Annotated in this window: 15 protein-coding genes; 5 read left to right on the top strand and 10 right to left on the bottom strand. The window is 64.3% G+C overall.

Annotated features, from left to right (window positions below):
* Positions 1-354 precede the first annotated feature (354 nt).
* The 5 genes from C8K14_RS21230 to C8K14_RS21210 form a co-directional block, all read right to left on the bottom strand.
* A complete protein-coding gene (locus C8K14_RS21230; protein WP_107719031.1) occupies positions 355-2,034 on the bottom strand; it encodes a DUF262 domain-containing protein in 1,680 nt (559 codons plus the stop codon).
* A 224-nt stretch (positions 2,035-2,258) separates the two neighbouring features.
* Positions 2,259-2,897: a GNAT family N-acetyltransferase gene (locus tag C8K14_RS21225; protein ID WP_107719029.1), complete on the bottom strand. Its 639-nt coding sequence runs from the start codon at positions 2,895-2,897 to the stop codon at positions 2,259-2,261.
* Between the two features lie 20 nt (positions 2,898-2,917).
* Positions 2,918-3,463 (bottom strand): hypothetical protein, encoded by a 546-nt coding sequence (locus tag C8K14_RS21220; RefSeq protein WP_107719027.1) that lies wholly within the window; start codon positions 3,461-3,463, stop codon positions 2,918-2,920.
* Complete coding sequence (locus C8K14_RS21215; protein WP_022677533.1) at positions 3,460-4,293, bottom strand: SPFH domain-containing protein; 834 nt, start codon at positions 4,291-4,293, stop codon at positions 3,460-3,462. The genes C8K14_RS21220 and C8K14_RS21215 overlap by 4 nt, the downstream gene beginning before the upstream one ends.
* A gap of 41 nt (positions 4,294-4,334) precedes the next feature.
* Positions 4,335-4,616 (bottom strand): hypothetical protein, encoded by a 282-nt coding sequence (locus C8K14_RS21210; protein ID WP_107719025.1) that lies wholly within the window; start codon positions 4,614-4,616, stop codon positions 4,335-4,337.
* Positions 4,617-4,817: 201 nt separating this feature from the next.
* On the opposite strand from C8K14_RS21210, the gene C8K14_RS21205 reads away from it, so the two are divergent.
* Positions 4,818-6,329, top strand: coding sequence for a tryptophan halogenase family protein (locus C8K14_RS21205; RefSeq protein WP_107719023.1), 1,512 nt, complete (start codon positions 4,818-4,820; stop codon positions 6,327-6,329).
* Positions 6,326-7,711: a putative 2OG-Fe(II) oxygenase gene (locus C8K14_RS21200; protein ID WP_158271993.1), complete on the top strand. Its 1,386-nt coding sequence runs from the start codon at positions 6,326-6,328 to the stop codon at positions 7,709-7,711. The genes C8K14_RS21205 and C8K14_RS21200 overlap by 4 nt, the downstream gene beginning before the upstream one ends.
* A 131-nt stretch (positions 7,712-7,842) precedes the next feature.
* Here the strand turns inward: C8K14_RS21200 and C8K14_RS21195 are convergent, their stop codons facing one another.
* The 5 genes from C8K14_RS21195 to aspS form a co-directional block, all read right to left on the bottom strand.
* The gene (locus C8K14_RS21195; RefSeq protein WP_108338594.1) at positions 7,843-8,367 is read right to left on the bottom strand and encodes a 2'-5' RNA ligase family protein; all 525 of its coding nucleotides are present in this window, start codon (positions 8,365-8,367) and stop codon (positions 7,843-7,845) included.
* Positions 8,368-8,488: 121 nt separating this feature from the next.
* A complete protein-coding gene (gene mltG / locus C8K14_RS21190; protein ID WP_107719018.1) occupies positions 8,489-9,472 on the bottom strand; it encodes an endolytic transglycosylase MltG in 984 nt (327 codons plus the stop codon).
* Positions 9,473-9,534: 62 nt separating this feature from the next.
* On the bottom strand, positions 9,535-10,791 hold the full coding sequence (gene fabF, locus C8K14_RS21185; RefSeq protein WP_022675711.1) for a beta-ketoacyl-ACP synthase II: 1,257 nt from the start codon (positions 10,789-10,791) through the stop codon (positions 9,535-9,537).
* Positions 10,792-10,914: 123 nt separating this feature from the next.
* Positions 10,915-11,151: an acyl carrier protein gene (locus C8K14_RS21180; protein ID WP_028657713.1), complete on the bottom strand. Its 237-nt coding sequence runs from the start codon at positions 11,149-11,151 to the stop codon at positions 10,915-10,917.
* A gap of 140 nt (positions 11,152-11,291) precedes the next feature.
* On the bottom strand, positions 11,292-13,073 hold the full coding sequence (gene aspS / locus C8K14_RS21175; RefSeq protein ID WP_107719016.1) for an aspartate--tRNA ligase: 1,782 nt from the start codon (positions 13,071-13,073) through the stop codon (positions 11,292-11,294).
* A 181-nt stretch (positions 13,074-13,254) separates the two neighbouring features.
* Between aspS and rnd the strand changes: the two genes are divergently transcribed.
* The 3 genes from rnd to C8K14_RS21160 are packed head-to-tail and all read left to right on the top strand — an operon-like array spanning position 13,255 to position 15,985.
* The gene (gene rnd / locus C8K14_RS21170) at positions 13,255-14,490 is read left to right on the top strand and encodes a ribonuclease D (protein ID WP_107719014.1); all 1,236 of its coding nucleotides are present in this window, start codon (positions 13,255-13,257) and stop codon (positions 14,488-14,490) included.
* Positions 14,487-15,383, top strand: coding sequence for a hydrogen peroxide-inducible genes activator (locus tag C8K14_RS21165; protein ID WP_022675704.1), 897 nt, complete (start codon positions 14,487-14,489; stop codon positions 15,381-15,383). The genes rnd and C8K14_RS21165 overlap by 4 nt, the downstream gene beginning before the upstream one ends.
* Positions 15,380-15,985 (top strand): YitT family protein, encoded by a 606-nt coding sequence (locus tag C8K14_RS21160; RefSeq protein ID WP_022675703.1) that lies wholly within the window; start codon positions 15,380-15,382, stop codon positions 15,983-15,985. Before C8K14_RS21165 ends, C8K14_RS21160 begins: the two co-directional genes overlap by 4 nt.
* The last annotated feature ends 393 nt before the right edge of the window (positions 15,986-16,378 follow it).

Below are 16,378 nucleotides of genomic sequence, written 5' to 3'. Positions count from 1 at the left end.
CCTCGACCGCATGGGCCCTCATCGCTTCCATCCGAATGATCACCCGGCGAACCGCAACCTATTGCCTTGCTTGAGAAACTTCCGAATCAGGCACTGAGTCCGGCCCCGGGCGCGGAGCTTGGAGCCTTTATAAGTGTCCTGCGAGATTTCTTTGGCCCAGCCTTTCAGAATGATCTCTTTCCATATCCGCATTGGTCGGTTGGATGACAGTCGCATAGCTCGCAATCACACGCGGGCACCCAAGATTTCCAACAATCGTGGCGCCTAGGAAAGCGCATGAAATTTCGGGCTTATCAACCTTGCAGCCATCTGTGACAGCATTGGCGCGATGCCAATCGGCGCCACTCAGCCCGCTTAGATATCCCATTTCTCGTAGAGAATTTCGAGCAGGCGGTGCTGGCGGGCCTCGACAATCTCGGGCGTCCATTCATCCTCCGCCATAACCTGGCTGGTCAGTGCATAGGAGGATACGTTCTTGGTGCCCGAGAAGTAGATATCACACTTCGGGCTGAACTCGTAATTCTGCGCAGACGAGTTCTTCTTCTTGTTGAGCGGCACGAGATTGGCGAGCCGGTGTACCCAGGCCTTGCGCTCCGATGCGTGGGGCCACCAGATCTTCCATTGGCTGTCCGCCGGGACGGTCTGCGGCAGGACATGCTCGATCGTGAGGATTGAGGGATCATAGGTCGCCGCGCCATCGGAGATGAAGGAATCTAACCGCAGGATGAGATAATTGCGCCTACGCGGCGTCAATTCATAGATGTCGCCGTCCAGCGCGTCTCGGAACGTATCGGCATCCTCGTCGCTAAACTCAAATCGTGCCATCCCATCCGGCTCAGCGCCCGACTGGATATCGTCAATCAGCTTTGCATAGGCGTCGATGCGATCGTTCACGTTCCAGCGGCAAATGTGCATGTATGCAGCGAGGCGCTCTAGCAACTCGAAGAAGCGCGCGACCCGTTTCGGCTTGTTCCGCTGTTCCTTGAGGTACAGCATTGCCGGCGGGATCCAGTCGGAATTGTCGATCCGCTGAAGCCACCGGATATAATAATTAACCGTCTCGGCGTGGGATGTCGCAGTGTAGGACGCGTGGCGGATCGTATCCAGCGCATCCGCGAACGGTTCGAGCACGTCGTCGATGAAAATTTTCGGATCGGGGTTCTTCGGAAGGACGTGGGTCCGAAACTCCTCAAGCAGGATGCGCTTCGCTTTCTCTTTGGCATACACCATGCGAATATAGGTAAAGAGGTCCCGGAAGCCGTCGCGCGTGAGCTCGACCTCCATCTCCTCCCATTTGTCGTTATAACGCTGCCGATCGCTTTCGCTCTTGAGCTTGCCGATGGTGTCAGCCTTGATGATGTCGGTCGGCTGGAGATCGAGACCGCGACTGTTCATCACAGAGAAGACGCGGAAGGCGGACTCCTGGCTGGCTGTGGACACCGCCACCAGATAGCAGCGCGTCAGGAGGAAGGTGACGAACTCGCGAAGCTTCTCCGGTGTAGGCAAAGCCTCGGAAACGGCCTGTACGAAATGCTTGGCATTGGCCCGGATATTGACTTGGGATTCGTTATCGAGCGACGAGGGATCGAGATCGATCAGGGCTTCGAGCTGCAGGTTCTGAACGAATTTAGCGAAAAAGCTCCTATCGCGCTCTCGCAATGCCAAGCGGGGCTTTGGAAGGATACCTTCCATCTTTTTGCCTGGTTCAACGATGTAAGGCCGAAGCTCGTCGCGGTCCTCACCATCGTTCGCACAGGCCATAGCTGCCAGCAGGATGGTGAGTGTCGTCAGACGCTGCTGCCCGTCGATCACCTGCGCATAGGCGCTATCCTCCGACTTGATTAGCACGATGCTGCCGAGAAAATAGCCCTCCTCCTGCTCGGCCCGAAAAAAGGCGATCAGATCGTCGAAGAGTTCGCCAGCCTGATCGGGCGTCCATGCATAAGGCCGCTGGTAGGAGGGGATGACATATTCGAAATCGGAAGAAAAAATCTTGGAGAGAGGATACTCAGCACCACTAATCTTCTTCGACACAACTTGCTCCTGGCTGCCCGGCTAACAAGGTGCAAGCCAGTTCCTTCCCTGTCAATCAGAAGGTGCCCCCTTCTGGGGAAGCATGGTCGGCGTGCCCCGCTATGCCTATTCCATACCGGACGGCTCGCGTTGAGCGAATGGCAGTTTATGGCGGAAGCTGCCTTTCAAAGCCTGGCCCGCCAACGACACATTCTGGTCGAAAGAGGCCACCGATCACGGCCCGATCAACCCTCAACAATCGAAGCACTCGCATAAGGCGCAACAGCGCACCACCCCAAGGTCTCGTACAACGCCCGGCCATCGTCCGTCGCGACCAACAGTTCCAGGCTATCGGGATCGCGCCGTGCGCCATGCAAGGTCTGCATGAGGACATGGCCCAGGCCTTTGCGGCGATGGGCGGGCTCGGTCACGATGCGGTCGTAGACGAAGACGTGATCTGTTTCGGCGCCATAGCCGCTGGCGGCCGGTTCGCCGGTTTCACCAAGGATGCGGACGGCCACCACGGGGCCGGATTGCTCGGTGGTGATGCGGTAGCCGTGCGCCAGCGTTCGGCGCGGCATTGCGCCGTGGGCGCGCATCACGTGGCTGGCGGGGTGCACCGTCCAGTGCGCCGGCAGGGCGGCGCGCAGGGCCTCTGCCGTGGCGCAGGCCTTGATGAAATGGCGGGGCTGGTGGATCGTGTGGGCGAGGTCTTTCAGGCCATCGCACAGGCGCGGAAAGACCCAGCGCAGGATTTCCGTGTCTGATCCGGTATCGACGCGAAAGCCGCCGCGCTCGGCCACCGGCATGGGCAATCCGCGCGCCAGCGAGCGCGCGGTGAGCCAGGCGTGCAGCAGGTGCGGATCAAGGCCCTGGGGGTTCATCGCGGCGCGGCCCGGCGCGGTTACAGCAGCATTGCCTGGCGCTGCGCGATGCGGTCGTTGAGGCGGGCGATGGTGGCGGCGATGGCGGGCGCCTGCTCCAGGATCAGCACCGGATCATCGCCCGGCACGGCCTGGGCCAGGTCATGCGCGTCAGCCACAAGGTCCACATCAATTTCCGACAGGCGGCGCAGCGTGTCGGCCTCGGTGCGATAGCGCGCGGTCATGAAGTCGTTGCCAGGCACCGGCATATGCGCAACCTGGGCATCGAGCGCGCTGATCGTCTGGGCCAGGGCTTCCAGCCGCTTGGCATGGGCAACCAGGTCTGCCGGCGGGAACGGCTGGGCGCGCGAAGGCGGCGGGATCACCTCGCGGCGATAGCGCCCTTCCGCTTCGCTCAGCGCCTTGCGTGCCTGTTGCAACAGCTCGCTCACCATGCGGCGCACGCGCTGGTCATCGGCGCGCAGATCGTTTTCCACGCGATAGAAGGTATAGCCATAGCCGCGGAACAGGTTGAGCGCGACCTGGCCGGCGCACGCCGCCAGCCCGTCGTCCTCGGCCCCGCTCATGTCGGCGCGCCCACTTCGGGGCCGAGCGGATAGAAGCCGGTGGGCTGGCCACCGATCGCAAAGGGCATGCCCACCGCCGCGTTGGGCGCAGAGACCAGGCCCTTTTCCGCCATCTTGAGCGCCAGGTAATAGCGCACCGATTCGATCGGGGTAAGGCCGATCGCCTGGAGCGAGATCAACTCGCGCATGCGTTCGTCGCGCGGCATGATCAAGACCTTGAGGTCGTTGAGCATGATGCCGTAGACCTTGAGGAAATCAGCGAGGTGAACCTTCACCGCCTCGCGCACGTCGTTGATGTGCTCGTTGATGTTTTCCAGCTTGGTGACCTGCACGATCTGGTTGATCGCCTGCTCGATCGCCGGGCCGGCGTAATCGGCCACCTCGTTGGTATCGATCACGGTGCCGGAAAACGGCATGTGGGTGATCAGGTCGAGCGCTTCCTGCTTGCTGTCGATGTGGATGTAATAATCGACGACATACGACACTTCGGCCATTTCCGCCGAGGTGGCGATGCCGCTGTTGCGCACCAGCAGCTTGGAGCGGTTGATATAGATGACTTCATAGACCCACGGCGAGGAACCGCCGAAAAAGCCCTTGGCGATCGAGCCGATCAGCGGCTTGTCAGGCGTTTCGATGGCATATTGCCCGGTTTCATAGACATCGAGCACCGCCCCGCGCGACTTGAGCACGCAGAAGTGGTTGCTTTCCACCGTCAAGAGCGAGCCCGAGACGATGCTTTCATCAGCGATCTTGTAAGCGACGGTACGGGTGCCGAGCGCATCGGACCCATCGTTGCGCACCGTGGTGATCACTTGTCTGGTAATGGCCATCGCATGTCTCCTGAACGGAAGCGGGGAAAGGCGTGCAGGGTCTAGCGCGGGGAACACAGCCCCGGGCCGCGCACGGTGCGGTAGAAGCGGTCGAGCGTGGCAGAACGCCGGGGCGCGCTGGGCAGCACGGCCGGGGCATCGTCTTCATCCTGCGCCCTGGCATCAGGATCGGCCAGGCCCGGCATTGCGGACGCGGCCGCCTCGACCGCCGGCACGGGCCGGCGCGGTGGCGCAAGCGGCACGGCCTGGCGGGCCTGTCGCGACGCCTGCCGGCGCAGCAAAACGAGCAGAACGACGAAAGCCAGAATGAACAGATGACTCACGCGGCGCCTTTCTGATCTGGCCCTGCTGGATCGCAAGCTAGACCTTTCGCTGGCAATTTCTTCTGACAAATGAGATTATTACCAATATTTCATGCGTGTCCGCGCCGGTTCACAAGAGCGGTTCCAACCCGCCCAAAAGCCCGCTTTGCGCGCTCTGCAATTGATTGTAGGATGCAGCCACCCAGGGAGGGGACCAAGACCATGGACGATCGCAAGATCCGCAAGGTACTGATTGTTGGCGGCGGATCAGCCGGATGGATGACGGCTGCGATGCTCTCGCAAGCCCTGGCGCGCGATTGCGCCATCACCCTGGTGGAAAGCGAGGAAATCGGCACGATCGGCGTGGGCGAAGCGACCATTCCGCCGATCCGCGTGTTCAACCAGACCCTGGGCATCGACGAGCGCGAGTTCCTGGCGCGGACCAAGGGCAGCTTCAAGCTGGGGATCGAATTCGTCGGCTGGGGCGCGGAAAATTCGCGCTATTTCCATCCCTTCGGCCCCTATGGCCGCAACTTCGACATGGTGCCGATGCACCAATACTGGCTACAGGCGCGTCGCCAGGGGGAAACCGCCCCGCTCGACGAGCATGCCATGGCCTGGCACCTGGCGCGGGCCGGGCGCTTTGCCCACCCCTCGCCCGATCCGCGTAGCGTGATGAGCACGTTCGACTATGCCTATCACTTCGATGCCGGGCTCTATGCCCGCTTCCTGCGCACGATTGCCGAACAGCGCGGCGTGACTCGGGTGGAAGGGCGCATTGCCGATGTGGCGCTGCATGGCGAGACCGGCTTTGTCGAGGCGGTAACGATGGCCGACGGGCGCCGGATCGAGGCAGAACTGTTCATCGATTGCTCGGGCTTTCGCGGGTTGCTGATCGAGGGGGCGCTCAAGACCGGATACGAAGACTGGTCGCACTGGCTGCCGTGTGACCGCGCGGTGGCCATGCCTTGCGCGCATCCGGCCGCCGATCCCAACCCCACGCCCTATACCCGATCGACCGCGCGCGCGGCGGGGTGGCAGTGGCGCATCCCGCTGCAACACCGCATCGGCAACGGCTATGTCTTTTGCAGCGCGTTCCTGGACGAAGACCGCGCGGCCGAGGATCTCGCCAGCAGCCTCGATGGAACGGCGCTGGGCGATCCGCGCGCGGTGCGGTTCCAGGCGGGGCGGCGCAAGCTGCACTGGAACCGCAACGTGATTGCCGTGGGGCTGTCCTCGGGCTTTCTCGAACCGCTCGAATCCACCTCCATCCACCTGATCCAGGCCAATATCTCCAAGATCCTGGCACTGTTTCCCGATCGCGATTTCGATCCCGCGACGCGTGATGAATTCAACCGCATCGCCCATGGCGAGATGGAGCGCATCCGCGATTTCATCATCCTGCACTACAAGCTGACGCAGCGGCAGGATGCCGAGCTGTGGCGCCATGTGGCGGCGATGGACATCCCCGACAGCCTGGCCTTGAAGATCGCCCATTTCCGCCGCCACGGCCGCCTGATTGCGCGCGAGCTGGACCTGTTTGCCCCGCCGTCGTGGCTGGCGGTGCATATCGGGCAGAACAACCTGCCGGAAGGGCACGATCCGCTGATCGATTATCGCGGCGTCGACGGGCGCGAATGGCTGGGCCGGCTGCGCGGCGCCATGGCTGCCGAAGCCGCGCAGCAGCCCCTGCATGGCGCGGTGCTGGCCGGGCTTGCCCCGCAGCCGGCATGAGCGAAAGCACAGGCGAATGGCTCGACCGCGCCCGCATCCTGCGCGCGCGGCAAGACATGATGGGCGCGCACGGCGCCATGGCGCGCGCGCATGCCCTGGCGCCAGACGATCCCGCCGTCGCCTTTCTCCATGCGCAATCGTGCTATGAACTGGGCCATCCCGCCGCGCACCTGTTCGCCACGGTCTGCCGCCGCTGGCCCGACCATCTCGACGCGCAGCGCAACCACGCCCTGGCGCTGGCCAGCGAAGGCCAGGTGGCAAAAGCATTGGCCACGCTGGAGGCGGCCTTGGCGCGCCACCCCGCCTGGGCCGACGGGCACCGCGTGCTGGGCTCTCTGCGCTGGGTGAACGGAGACCGCCAGACTTTCGATGCCAGCTTTGCCCGCGCCGCGCGCGCCCATCCGGCGCAGCCCGCCCTGTGGCTGGGATGGTTTGCGGCCGTGGCCCAGGTGCGCGACTGGCCCCGCGCCGCCGCCATTCTGGACGAGGCGGAACGACACCTGGGCACGCTGCCTGCCCTGATCCAGGCGCGGGTGTTCCTGGCCGGGGAAAGCGGTGATGGCGCAGGGATGGCCCGGCTGATCAACCAGGGTACGCTGCCCGGCAGCCCGCTGATCACGATCGCGCGCATCCGCCAGGCACTGCGCGACGGCGCGCCCGACATGGCACTGGCGCTAGCGCTGCCCCTGACGCAGCTGGCGCCAGGATCGGCGCTGGCCGGGCAGGTCTGGCCCTATGTTTCCACCTGCTGGCGCCTGCTGGACGATCCGCGGACCCAATGGCTCGATGGCGATCCCGCATTTGTGCGCAGCGTGGCAGTGGGGCTGAGTACGGGGGAACTGGCACAACTGGCCGATCTGCTGCGCGGGTTGCACCGGGCGCAATTGCCCTATCCCGAACAATCGGTGCGCGGCGGCACGCAGACCGACCGCAGCGTGCTGCTGCGCCACGAACCCGCGCTGGTGCGCACGCGCGAGGCGCTGCTGGCGGCAACGCGCGATTACATTGCCGCCCTGCCCCCGCCCGATCCTGCCCACCCGCTGCTCTCACGTCCGCGCGCGGCGGTGCGGATCAGCGGCAGCTGGTCGGTCCGGCTGCACGGCCAAGGCTTCAACGTAACCCATTCGCATCCACTGGGATGGATCAGCAGCGCCTTTTATGTCGCCCTGCCCGATCCGGCCGAAAGCACCGCGCCCGATGCCGGACACTTTCACTATGGCGCCCCGCCGCAGGAGCTGGGGCTGGATCTTGCACCTTATGGCACGATCGCGCCGATGGTTGGGCAACTGGTGCTGTTTCCCTCCACGCTGTGGCATGGCACGGTGCCGTTCGATGCGGGGGAGCGGCTGAACATTGCCTTCGACGTCGTGCCTGCACCCTGATCCTCCCCCACCGGGGGAGGGGGACCAGCCGCAGGCTGGTGGAGGGGACTGGCGGCTGCAAACGGCGTTTCAGGCCGAATATCCCCTCCGCCACGCTTAGCGCGGTCCCCCTCCCCGTGCCGGGGAGGATTTTAGCGGCCGCGAAACGCCCATTGGCCCACGGGCTGCCAAGTGGCGCCGCCTTGGGGCAGGCGTTGCAGGGCGTGGAGGTCAATCCCCGCAAAGGCAAAGGTCTGCCCCTCGAACCGGCCCGCCAGCGCCGCCTGGAGCGCGCGGGCATCGCTGCGGACAACCTTGTTCTGGACAGTTACATGAAAGCGCGGCCGGCCTTGGTCTGCCAGGCCGAGCAACCCCTGGAGCGCTTCCGCCAAATCAGCATGCACCGCGTTCAGCGCAGGGCTGCGCACGGCAACGGCCGTACCAGTGCCCAGGTCTGCCAGACCGGCGAGATGCGCGGTCGGTGGCGCGGTTTGCGCACAAACGCGGGCAGCCAAGCGCTGCACTTCGCCATGGGCCGAGGGCGGCAGCGCGTGAAACAGCGTGACATGGGCAGGCACATGATTGCGTTCGGGCGGATAATGCGCGCGGCGCAACCCTTCCATCTGGCCAAAGAGCGCGGCGGGTAGCCGGGCTGTCAGGACCAGGGGCCCGCTCACCCGGCGCGGCCCGCCGCGCGGGAGAAATCGGAACAGCCGGAGCGATGCGCGCGCGCATCAGGCGGCAAATCCGTAAAACTCCGTATCGGACCAATAGAGCCGTAGTTGCGCAAATGCCAGCCTAGAGATCACCGCGCGCCCGGCGAATGGCGAACCATTTGGCCACATTGGCATTATGTTCGGCCAGAGTATCGGCAAAGACATGGCCACCGGTGCCATCGGCTACCATATACAATGCCTCGGTATGCGCCGGGTGCAGCACTGCCTCGATCGAGGCGCGGCCGGGATTGGTGATCGGTCCCTTGGGCAGGCCGGTCATCGAATAGGTATTGTAATCGTTTACAGCCTGGATTTCCGACTGGCGGATGCGGCGGCCAAGCGGCTTGCCGCGGGTGATCGGATAGATGATCGTGGGATCGGCCTGCAGCAGCATGCCCTTGCGCAGGCGATTGGAATAGAGCCCGGCCACCATGCGGCGTTCGGCTGGCTTGCCGGTTTCCTTTTCCACGATCGAGGCCAGGATCAGCGCCTCTTGCGGGGTCTTGGCCACGGTATCGGCGCTGCGCTGTGCCCAGAGTTCGGCCAGGGTCTTGGTCATGGCCGCCTGCATGCGCGCCAGCACTGCCTTGCGCGGTTCGCCACGGCGGAATTCATAGCTGTCGGGCAGCACGGTGCCCTCTTCGGGAACGTCGACGGTGCCGGTCAGCAGCGGCTGCGCCATCAGCCGTTCCTGCACCATGATCGCGGGCATGCCCTCGGGCACGGTGACCAGGCGGCGCATCGCGCCTTCGGCCCCTTGCAGAATCTTGAGGATGGTAGAGCCGCTGGCGTGGGCCGGCAGGCTGAATTCGCCGGCCTTGATCGGCGCCGTCGTGCCCAGCAGGCGCGCACGGGCGCGGAACGTGCTGGCCGAAGCGACTACCCCTTCGGCCTCCAGCTTGCTGGCGATCGAGCCGATGCTGGCGCCATCGGGAACGACGAACGCCGTATCCTTGGCCAGCGGGCCTGGGCCATACCAGCCCCACAGGAAGTGGGTGCCCCATGCTGCCGCCAGGAGCAGCGCCCCCAGGATGACCAGCCGGACTTTACCGATGCGGGCAATCATGGGAGCGCGTTTCCTTGGTTTACGGCGGCCTTTCGGCTTGCCACGCGGGTTGGCCTTGCGGCTCAAACCGCCTTCATGATCAAGCTGGCGTTGGTGCCGCCAAACCCGAACGAGTTGTTGAGCACGGCGCGCACCTGGCGCTTCTTGGCCACGTGCGGCACCAGGTCCACGCCTTCGGTGCCCTCATCCGGGTTGTCGAGGTTGAGCGTGGGCGGCACGATCTGGTCACGGATGGCGAGGATGCAGAAGATCGCCTCGACCGCGCCTGCCCCGCCGAGCAGGTGGCCGATGGCCGACTTGGTGCTGCTCATCGAGGCGCCCGACAGATCATCGCCGAGCACGCGCTTGACCGCGCCCAGTTCGATCGTGTCGGCCATGGTCGAGGTGCCGTGGGCGTTGACATAGTCGATGTCGCCCGGCTCCAGACCGGCCTTGCGCAGCGCCATGCGCATCGCGAGTTCGGCGCCCTTGCCTTCCGGGTGCGGCGCCGTCACGTGATAGGCATCGCCCGACAGGCCATAGCCGACCACTTCGGCATAGATCTTGGCGCCACGCGCCTTGGCGTGTTCGTATTCTTCCAGCACGACGACGCCGGCGCCTTCGCCCATGACGAAACCATCGCGGTCCTTGTCATAGGGGCGGCTGGCCTGTTCCGGCCGGTCGTTGTAGCTGCAGTTGAGTGCGCGGGCCTGGGCAAAGCCGGCCACGCCCAGCGGGTTGATCGTGCTTTCCGCGCCGCCCGCCAGCATCACGTCAGCGTCGCCATCCTTGATCATCCGCGCGGCATCGCCAATCGAATGGGCGCCGGTGGAGCAGGCGGTGACAACCGCGTGGTTGGGGCCCATCAGGCCATACTTGATCGAAACCTGGCCCGAGATCAGGTTGATCAGGCGGCCATGCACGAAGTGCGGAGAGACGCGGCCGGGGCCCTTTTCGTGCAGGACGATCGATTCGCTCTCGATGCCCGGCAAACCGCCGATGCCCGAGCCGATCGAGCAGCCGGTGCGCGTCTTGAGATCGTCGTCCATGTCCACCAGGCCGGCATCTTCCAGCGCCTGGCCGGCAGCATCGATGCCATAGACGATGAACGGATCGACCTGGCGCTGAATCTTGTGATCGACTCGGCGTGACGCATCAAAGCCATAGGGATGGTCGGCCGGCTTCACTTCGCAAGCGATCTGGCACTTCTGGTTGCTGGCATCGAACCGCGTGATCGGCCCGGCGCCAGACTTGCCGGCGAGCAGATTCGCCCAAACGGTTTCCACGTCCGCGCCCAGCGGGGTGACAAGGCCGAGGCCGGTTACGACGACACGACGCATTCTTTTCTCCGCAAAATCACAAACGAACAGGCCCAGCCCCGCAGATATGGGGACTGAGCCTGCCGAATTCCTCCCCTGCCCGGCCCGCACTTGCTGGCCGGAACGGTTGGGGAAGCGGGGCGATCAGCCCTTGTTTTCGTCGATGTACTTGATCGCGTCAGACACGGTCGAGATCTTCTCGGCCGCATCGTCGGGGATTTCCACACCGAATTCTTCTTCAAAGGCCATGACCAGCTCGACGATGTCGAGCGAGTCAGCGCCGAGATCGTCGATGAAGCTGGCGTCTTCGGTGACCTTGTCGGCCTCGACGCCGAGGTGCTCGACAACGATCTTCTTAACGCGGTCGGCGGTATCGCTCATTATATGCCCCTTCGCAGGAAACAGGTTGGTGGTCGCGGGTCAGGCATCGCCCTAATAGGCTGTTGAACCGCTGGCAAGAGGCGCCCGCATCCTGGCCTGTCAGCCGTGGGACACAAGCGCCGGTCGGAATGCGCTGCCGCTCAGCCCTTGGGCTGTTCGACAACACGAATGTTGAGCTCGCGCAACTGCTTGTGCTCGGCTGGCGAGGGCGCCCCCATCAGCAGGTCTTCGGCCCGCTGGTTCATCGGGAACAGCGTGATCTCGCGCAGGTTCTGCGCCCCGCACAGCAGCATGACAATGCGGTCGACGCCAGCGGCCATGCCGCCGTGGGGCGGCGCGCCATACTGGAACGCACGATAGAGGCCGCCAAAGCGCTCTTCCACGTCAGCCTTGGTCAGGCCAACGATTTCGAAGGCCTTGACCATGGTTTCGGGCGACTGGTTGCGGATCGAGCCCGAGGCGATTTCATAGCCGTTGCAGACCAGATCGTACTGGAAGGCCTTGATCGTCAGCGGGTCCTGGCCCGTCAGCGCGTCCATCCCGCCCTGCGGCATGGAGAACGGGTTGTGGCTGAATTCCACCTTCTTGTTGTCTTCATCCCATTCATAGAACGGGAAATCGACGATCCAGCACAGCTTGTAGGTGCCTTCTTCGACCAGGCCGAGCTGCGCGGCCACGCGGTTGCGCGCCAGGCCCGCCAGCTTGGCGGCCTGATCGGCCTTGCCAGCGGCAAAGAACAGCCCGTCGTTTTCGCCCAGGCCCAGCTCGGCATAGAGCGCGGCCATGCCTTCGGCGCCGTGATTCTTGGCGATCGGCCCGCCAAACTCGCCGCCCTTGCGGGTGACATAGCCCAGGCCAGCATGGCCTTCGGCGCGGGCCCAGTCGTTCATTTCGTCAAAGAACTTGCGGCTCTTATCCGCCGTGTTCGGCGCCGGAATGGCGCGGACGACGCCGCCGGTGCCGACGATCTTTTCAAACAGGCCAAAGCCGGACTGGGTGAAGTGGTGCGAAACATCGGTGATCAGCAGCGGATTGCGCAGGTCCGGCTTGTCAGACCCGTACTTGAGGATCGCCTCGTCATAGGGAATGCGCGGGAACTGGCCAATCGGCGTCACCGGCTTGCCTTCGGCAAAGGCCTCGAACACGCCGCCGATCACCGGCTCCATCGTTTCCCAGACTTCTTCCTGGGTCACGAAGCTCATTTCCAGGTCGAGCTGGTAGAATTCGCCCGGCAGGCGGTCGGCGCGCGGATCTTCGTCGCGGAAGCACGGCGCGATCTGGAAATAGCGGTCAAAGCCCGCCACCATCAGCAGCTGCTTGTACTGCTGCGGCGCCTGCGGCAGCGCATAGAACTTGCCGGCGTGGATGCGGCTCGGCACCAGGAAGTCGCGCGCGCCTTCCGGGCTCGATGCCGTCAGGATCGGCGTGGAATATTCAGTGAAGCCCGCGCCTTCCATGCGGCGGCGCATGTCGGAGATGATTCGCGTGCGCGTCACGATGTTGGCGTGCAGGGTTTCACGGCGCAGATCGAGGAAGCGATAGCGCAGGCGGATATCTTCGGGATATTCCTGCTCGCCGGCCACCGGCATGGGCAGCTCTTCTGCCGCCGAAAGCACCGTCGCCACCTTGGCGAACACTTCGATCGCGCCGGTCGTCAGGTTGGCGTTGACGGTCGCTTCGTTGCGGGCCTTGACCACGCCTTCGATCGTCACAACGCTTTCCACGCGCACGGATTCGAGCAGCGGCAGCGCCGGGCTGTCGCTGTCCGCCACGATCTGGGTGATCCCGTAGTGATCGCGCAAATCGACGAACAGCACGCCGCCATGGTCGCGCTTGCGATGCACCCAGCCCGAAAGGCGAACATTTTCGCCGACATGCTCGCGCGAGAGGGCGCCGCAGGTGTGGGAACGGTAAGGATGCATCGAAACTCTTTCCAATCGGTCTGCAATAAGGCAGGTGAGACAGGCTTAAATGTCAGGCGCGGCCAAGAGGCGATGGCCACGCTTTTGTCAAGCCGCCGCTCCCGGACGGGGGCACCACCGGCCCCATGCCGCCACGGGTGTTTGGCACCCAGGTGCGGTTCGGGCCATACAGAAAAGAACGATGAAGATACATCCGCTGATTACCACGACCGCCGCGCTTGCCGATCTGTGCGAGCGGCTGGCCAAGTCAGACTTCGTCACGGTCGACACCGAGTTCATGCGCGAGAACACCTATTGGCCCGAATTGTGCCTGGTGCAGATCGCCAATGAAGAGGAAGCCGCGGCCATCGATCCGCTGGCGCCGGGGATCGACCTGTCGCCGCTGCTCGATCTGCTGGTCGACAACGAAGACGTCCTCAAGGTCTTCCACGCCGGCGGCCAGGATGTTGAAATTATTTACAATCTTTCGGGGCGTACGCCGCACCCGATCTTTGACACGCAGATCGCGATGATGGCCCTCTCGCAAAGCGAGCAGATCGGCTATTCGAACCTGGTGGAAGCGTGGCTGGGCCTGTCGATCGACAAGGGCGCCCGCTTCACCGACTGGTCGCGCCGCCCGCTGACCGAACGCCAGATCGAATATGCGATCGGCGACGTGACCCACCTGTCCAAGATTTTTCCGCGCATGCTCAAGCGCCTGATCAAGACCGGGCGCGGCGAGTGGCTGGATATCGAGATGGAAAAGCTGGCCGACCCGGAAAACTACCGCAACGACCCGGGCAAGGTGTGGGAAAAGATTCGCCCGCCCAGCCGCAACCCCGCCGTGCTCGGCCGGTTGCGCGCGATTGCCGCCTGGCGCGAGGCCGAGGCGATGGACAAGAATATCCCGCGCGGGCGCATCATGCGCGATGAAACCCTGGCCGACATTGCCAGCCACCCGCCGCGCGAACAGCACGACCTGGCCAAGGTGCGCGGCCTTTCCACCGGATGGAAGGATAACGATATCGGACGCCGCCTGATGCAGACGCTGGCCGATGCCAAGCCGTTGACCGAGGCGGAAATGCCCCCGCGCGCGCCGCGCGGCGCCCCGCTGGGCAAGGAAGGCGCGCTGGTGGCCGACCTGCTCAAGCTGCTGCTCAAGATCCGCAGCCGCGAGATCGACGTGGCTTCGCGCCTTTTGGCGCGCAGCGATGATCTGGAGGCACTGGCCGCCGGGCAGCGCAAGGGCTTGGCCCTGCTGGAAACCTGGCGCTACGAACAGTTTGGCCGCGATGCGCTGGAACTGGTGGAAGGGCGCCTGGCCTTTGCCGTGGTCAACGGCAAGCTGAAGATGGCGCACATCGACCAGATCGGCAACAACGGCCCGGCCAAGGCCACGCCAGCCGAACCCGAAGCTGGCGAGCCACTCGGGGAATGAGCACCTACCTGCCCACGCTCAAGCAGCTGCAATACCTCGTCGCGCTGCATGAACATGGCCATTTCGGCAAGGCCGCCGATTCGTGCTTCGTTTCGCAGTCCACGCTGTCGGCCGGGCTGCGCGAACTCGAATCGCTGCTCGGCGTGACGCTGGTGGAGCGCACGCGCCGTGTCGTGCGCTTCACCCCGCTGGGCAACCAGGTCGTGGCCAAGGCGCACCGCCTGCTGCGCGAGGCGGAGGAACTGTCCGAACTGGTGCAATCGCACGGCGTGCCGCTGGCCGGCGAACTGCGCATGAGCGTGATCCCCACGATCGCGCCGTTCCTTCTGCCGCGCATCCTGCCGCGCCTGCGCCAGGAACGCCCGCAGTTGAAGCTGTTCCTGCGCGAGGAGCCCAGCGCCGCCGCGATCGAATCGCTGCACCACGGCCGCGCCGATTGCGTGCTGCTGGCCCTGCCCTTTGCCACCGGCGAGGTGGACGTGGCGCCGCTGTTCAAGGACCGGCTCTATGTGGCGTTCCCCCAGGACGATCCGCGCAACCCGCCCGAATCGGTGCCGCCCGCGCTGATCGATGAAACCCGCCTGCTGCTGCTGGAAGACGGGCACTGCCTGAAAGAGCATGCCTTGGCCGCCTGCAACCGGCCGGAACTGCGCGCCAGCGCGACGATGATCGGCACCAGCCTGCACACCCTGGTGCAGATGGTGGACAATGGCCTGGGGTTGACCATGCTGCCCGAAATGGCGGTGGACGCCGGCATCCTCAACGACACCCATATCGTTGCCCGCCCGCTGCAATCCGATCACGCCTATCGCGAAATCGCCCTGGTGTGGCGCAAGAATTCGCCCCGCGCCGACGAGTTTCGCCTGCTGGCAGAGGAATTGCGCACACCATGAAGGTGCAGCGCCACAACGCGCTGGAAGATCTCTATGGGGTTGCGACCGGGTGCCTTCTGCTGGCGCTGGGCCTGCACCTGCTGCACCAGGCGCGGTTGATCACCGGGGGCATGGCCGGCCTTGCCCTGCTGCTGTCCTATATTGCGCCATATTCGCCCGGCACGCTGTTTGCCGCGCTCAACCTGCCAATCTTCCTGATCTTCTGGCGCAGCCAGGGCACGCGCTACACGCTGCGCAGCCTGGTCGCGACGCTGGCCATTACCGGCCTGGTCACGCTGGTGGCCAAAGGCCTGGTGCTGACGTCAGCCAGCCCGGCCGCCGCCGCTGTGATCGGCGGCACGGTGATGGGTATGGGCCTTTTGGCAGTGACGCGCCACGGCACCGCCGTGGGCGGATCGAGCGTGATCGCCCGCTGGCTCAGCCGCAAAAAGGGCTGGAGCTTTGGCCGCCTGCTGATGATCACCGACGCCACGATCATCGCCACCTCGGCCCTAGTGCTCGGCCCCGAACGCGCGATCTGGTCGCTGGCCAGCGCGGTCTGCGCCAACCTGATGATCATGACTTGGCACCGGCCCGATCGCTATCTGGCGGAGAGTTTGTGAGGGCGCTGACAGATCTAGCGCATTGGTGGTGGTGGATTCTGGATAACTCGCGAAAGTCTGCATCGCTGCATGCAGGCTACCGCGCTTGGAAGCACCCGTAGCTTAAAGCCTTCTCGTAAGACTCACGGCCAAATCCGGGAAAGCCTGCTTCAAGGCGCTTAACGCAATCCTCGTGCGTGAAGCGTCCTGCAAGATAGGCTTTCCCCAGATCATAAGTCGAATTCAGCAGTTTCGTAGCCGTGGAAAGAGCGGCAGCCGCTTCGGATTCATCGAATATGTCTGCTAGAAGCGCTTGGTCTGAGGTGGTCCCGCCTTCCTGGACAGGTTTGCGGCAAAATTAAGCTCAAACCGGTGTCGTCATGCCGCGAGTTTGGTCATCAGATCATGGGGGGC

The sequence above is a fragment of the Novosphingobium sp. GV079 genome, assembly GCF_003058045.1.
In the GTDB taxonomy this organism is placed as follows: Bacteria; Pseudomonadota; Alphaproteobacteria; order Sphingomonadales; family Sphingomonadaceae; genus Novosphingobium; species Novosphingobium capsulatum.
The sequence above is the reverse complement of the archived record's forward strand: the minus strand, read 5'-3'. Positions and strand labels throughout refer to the sequence as shown.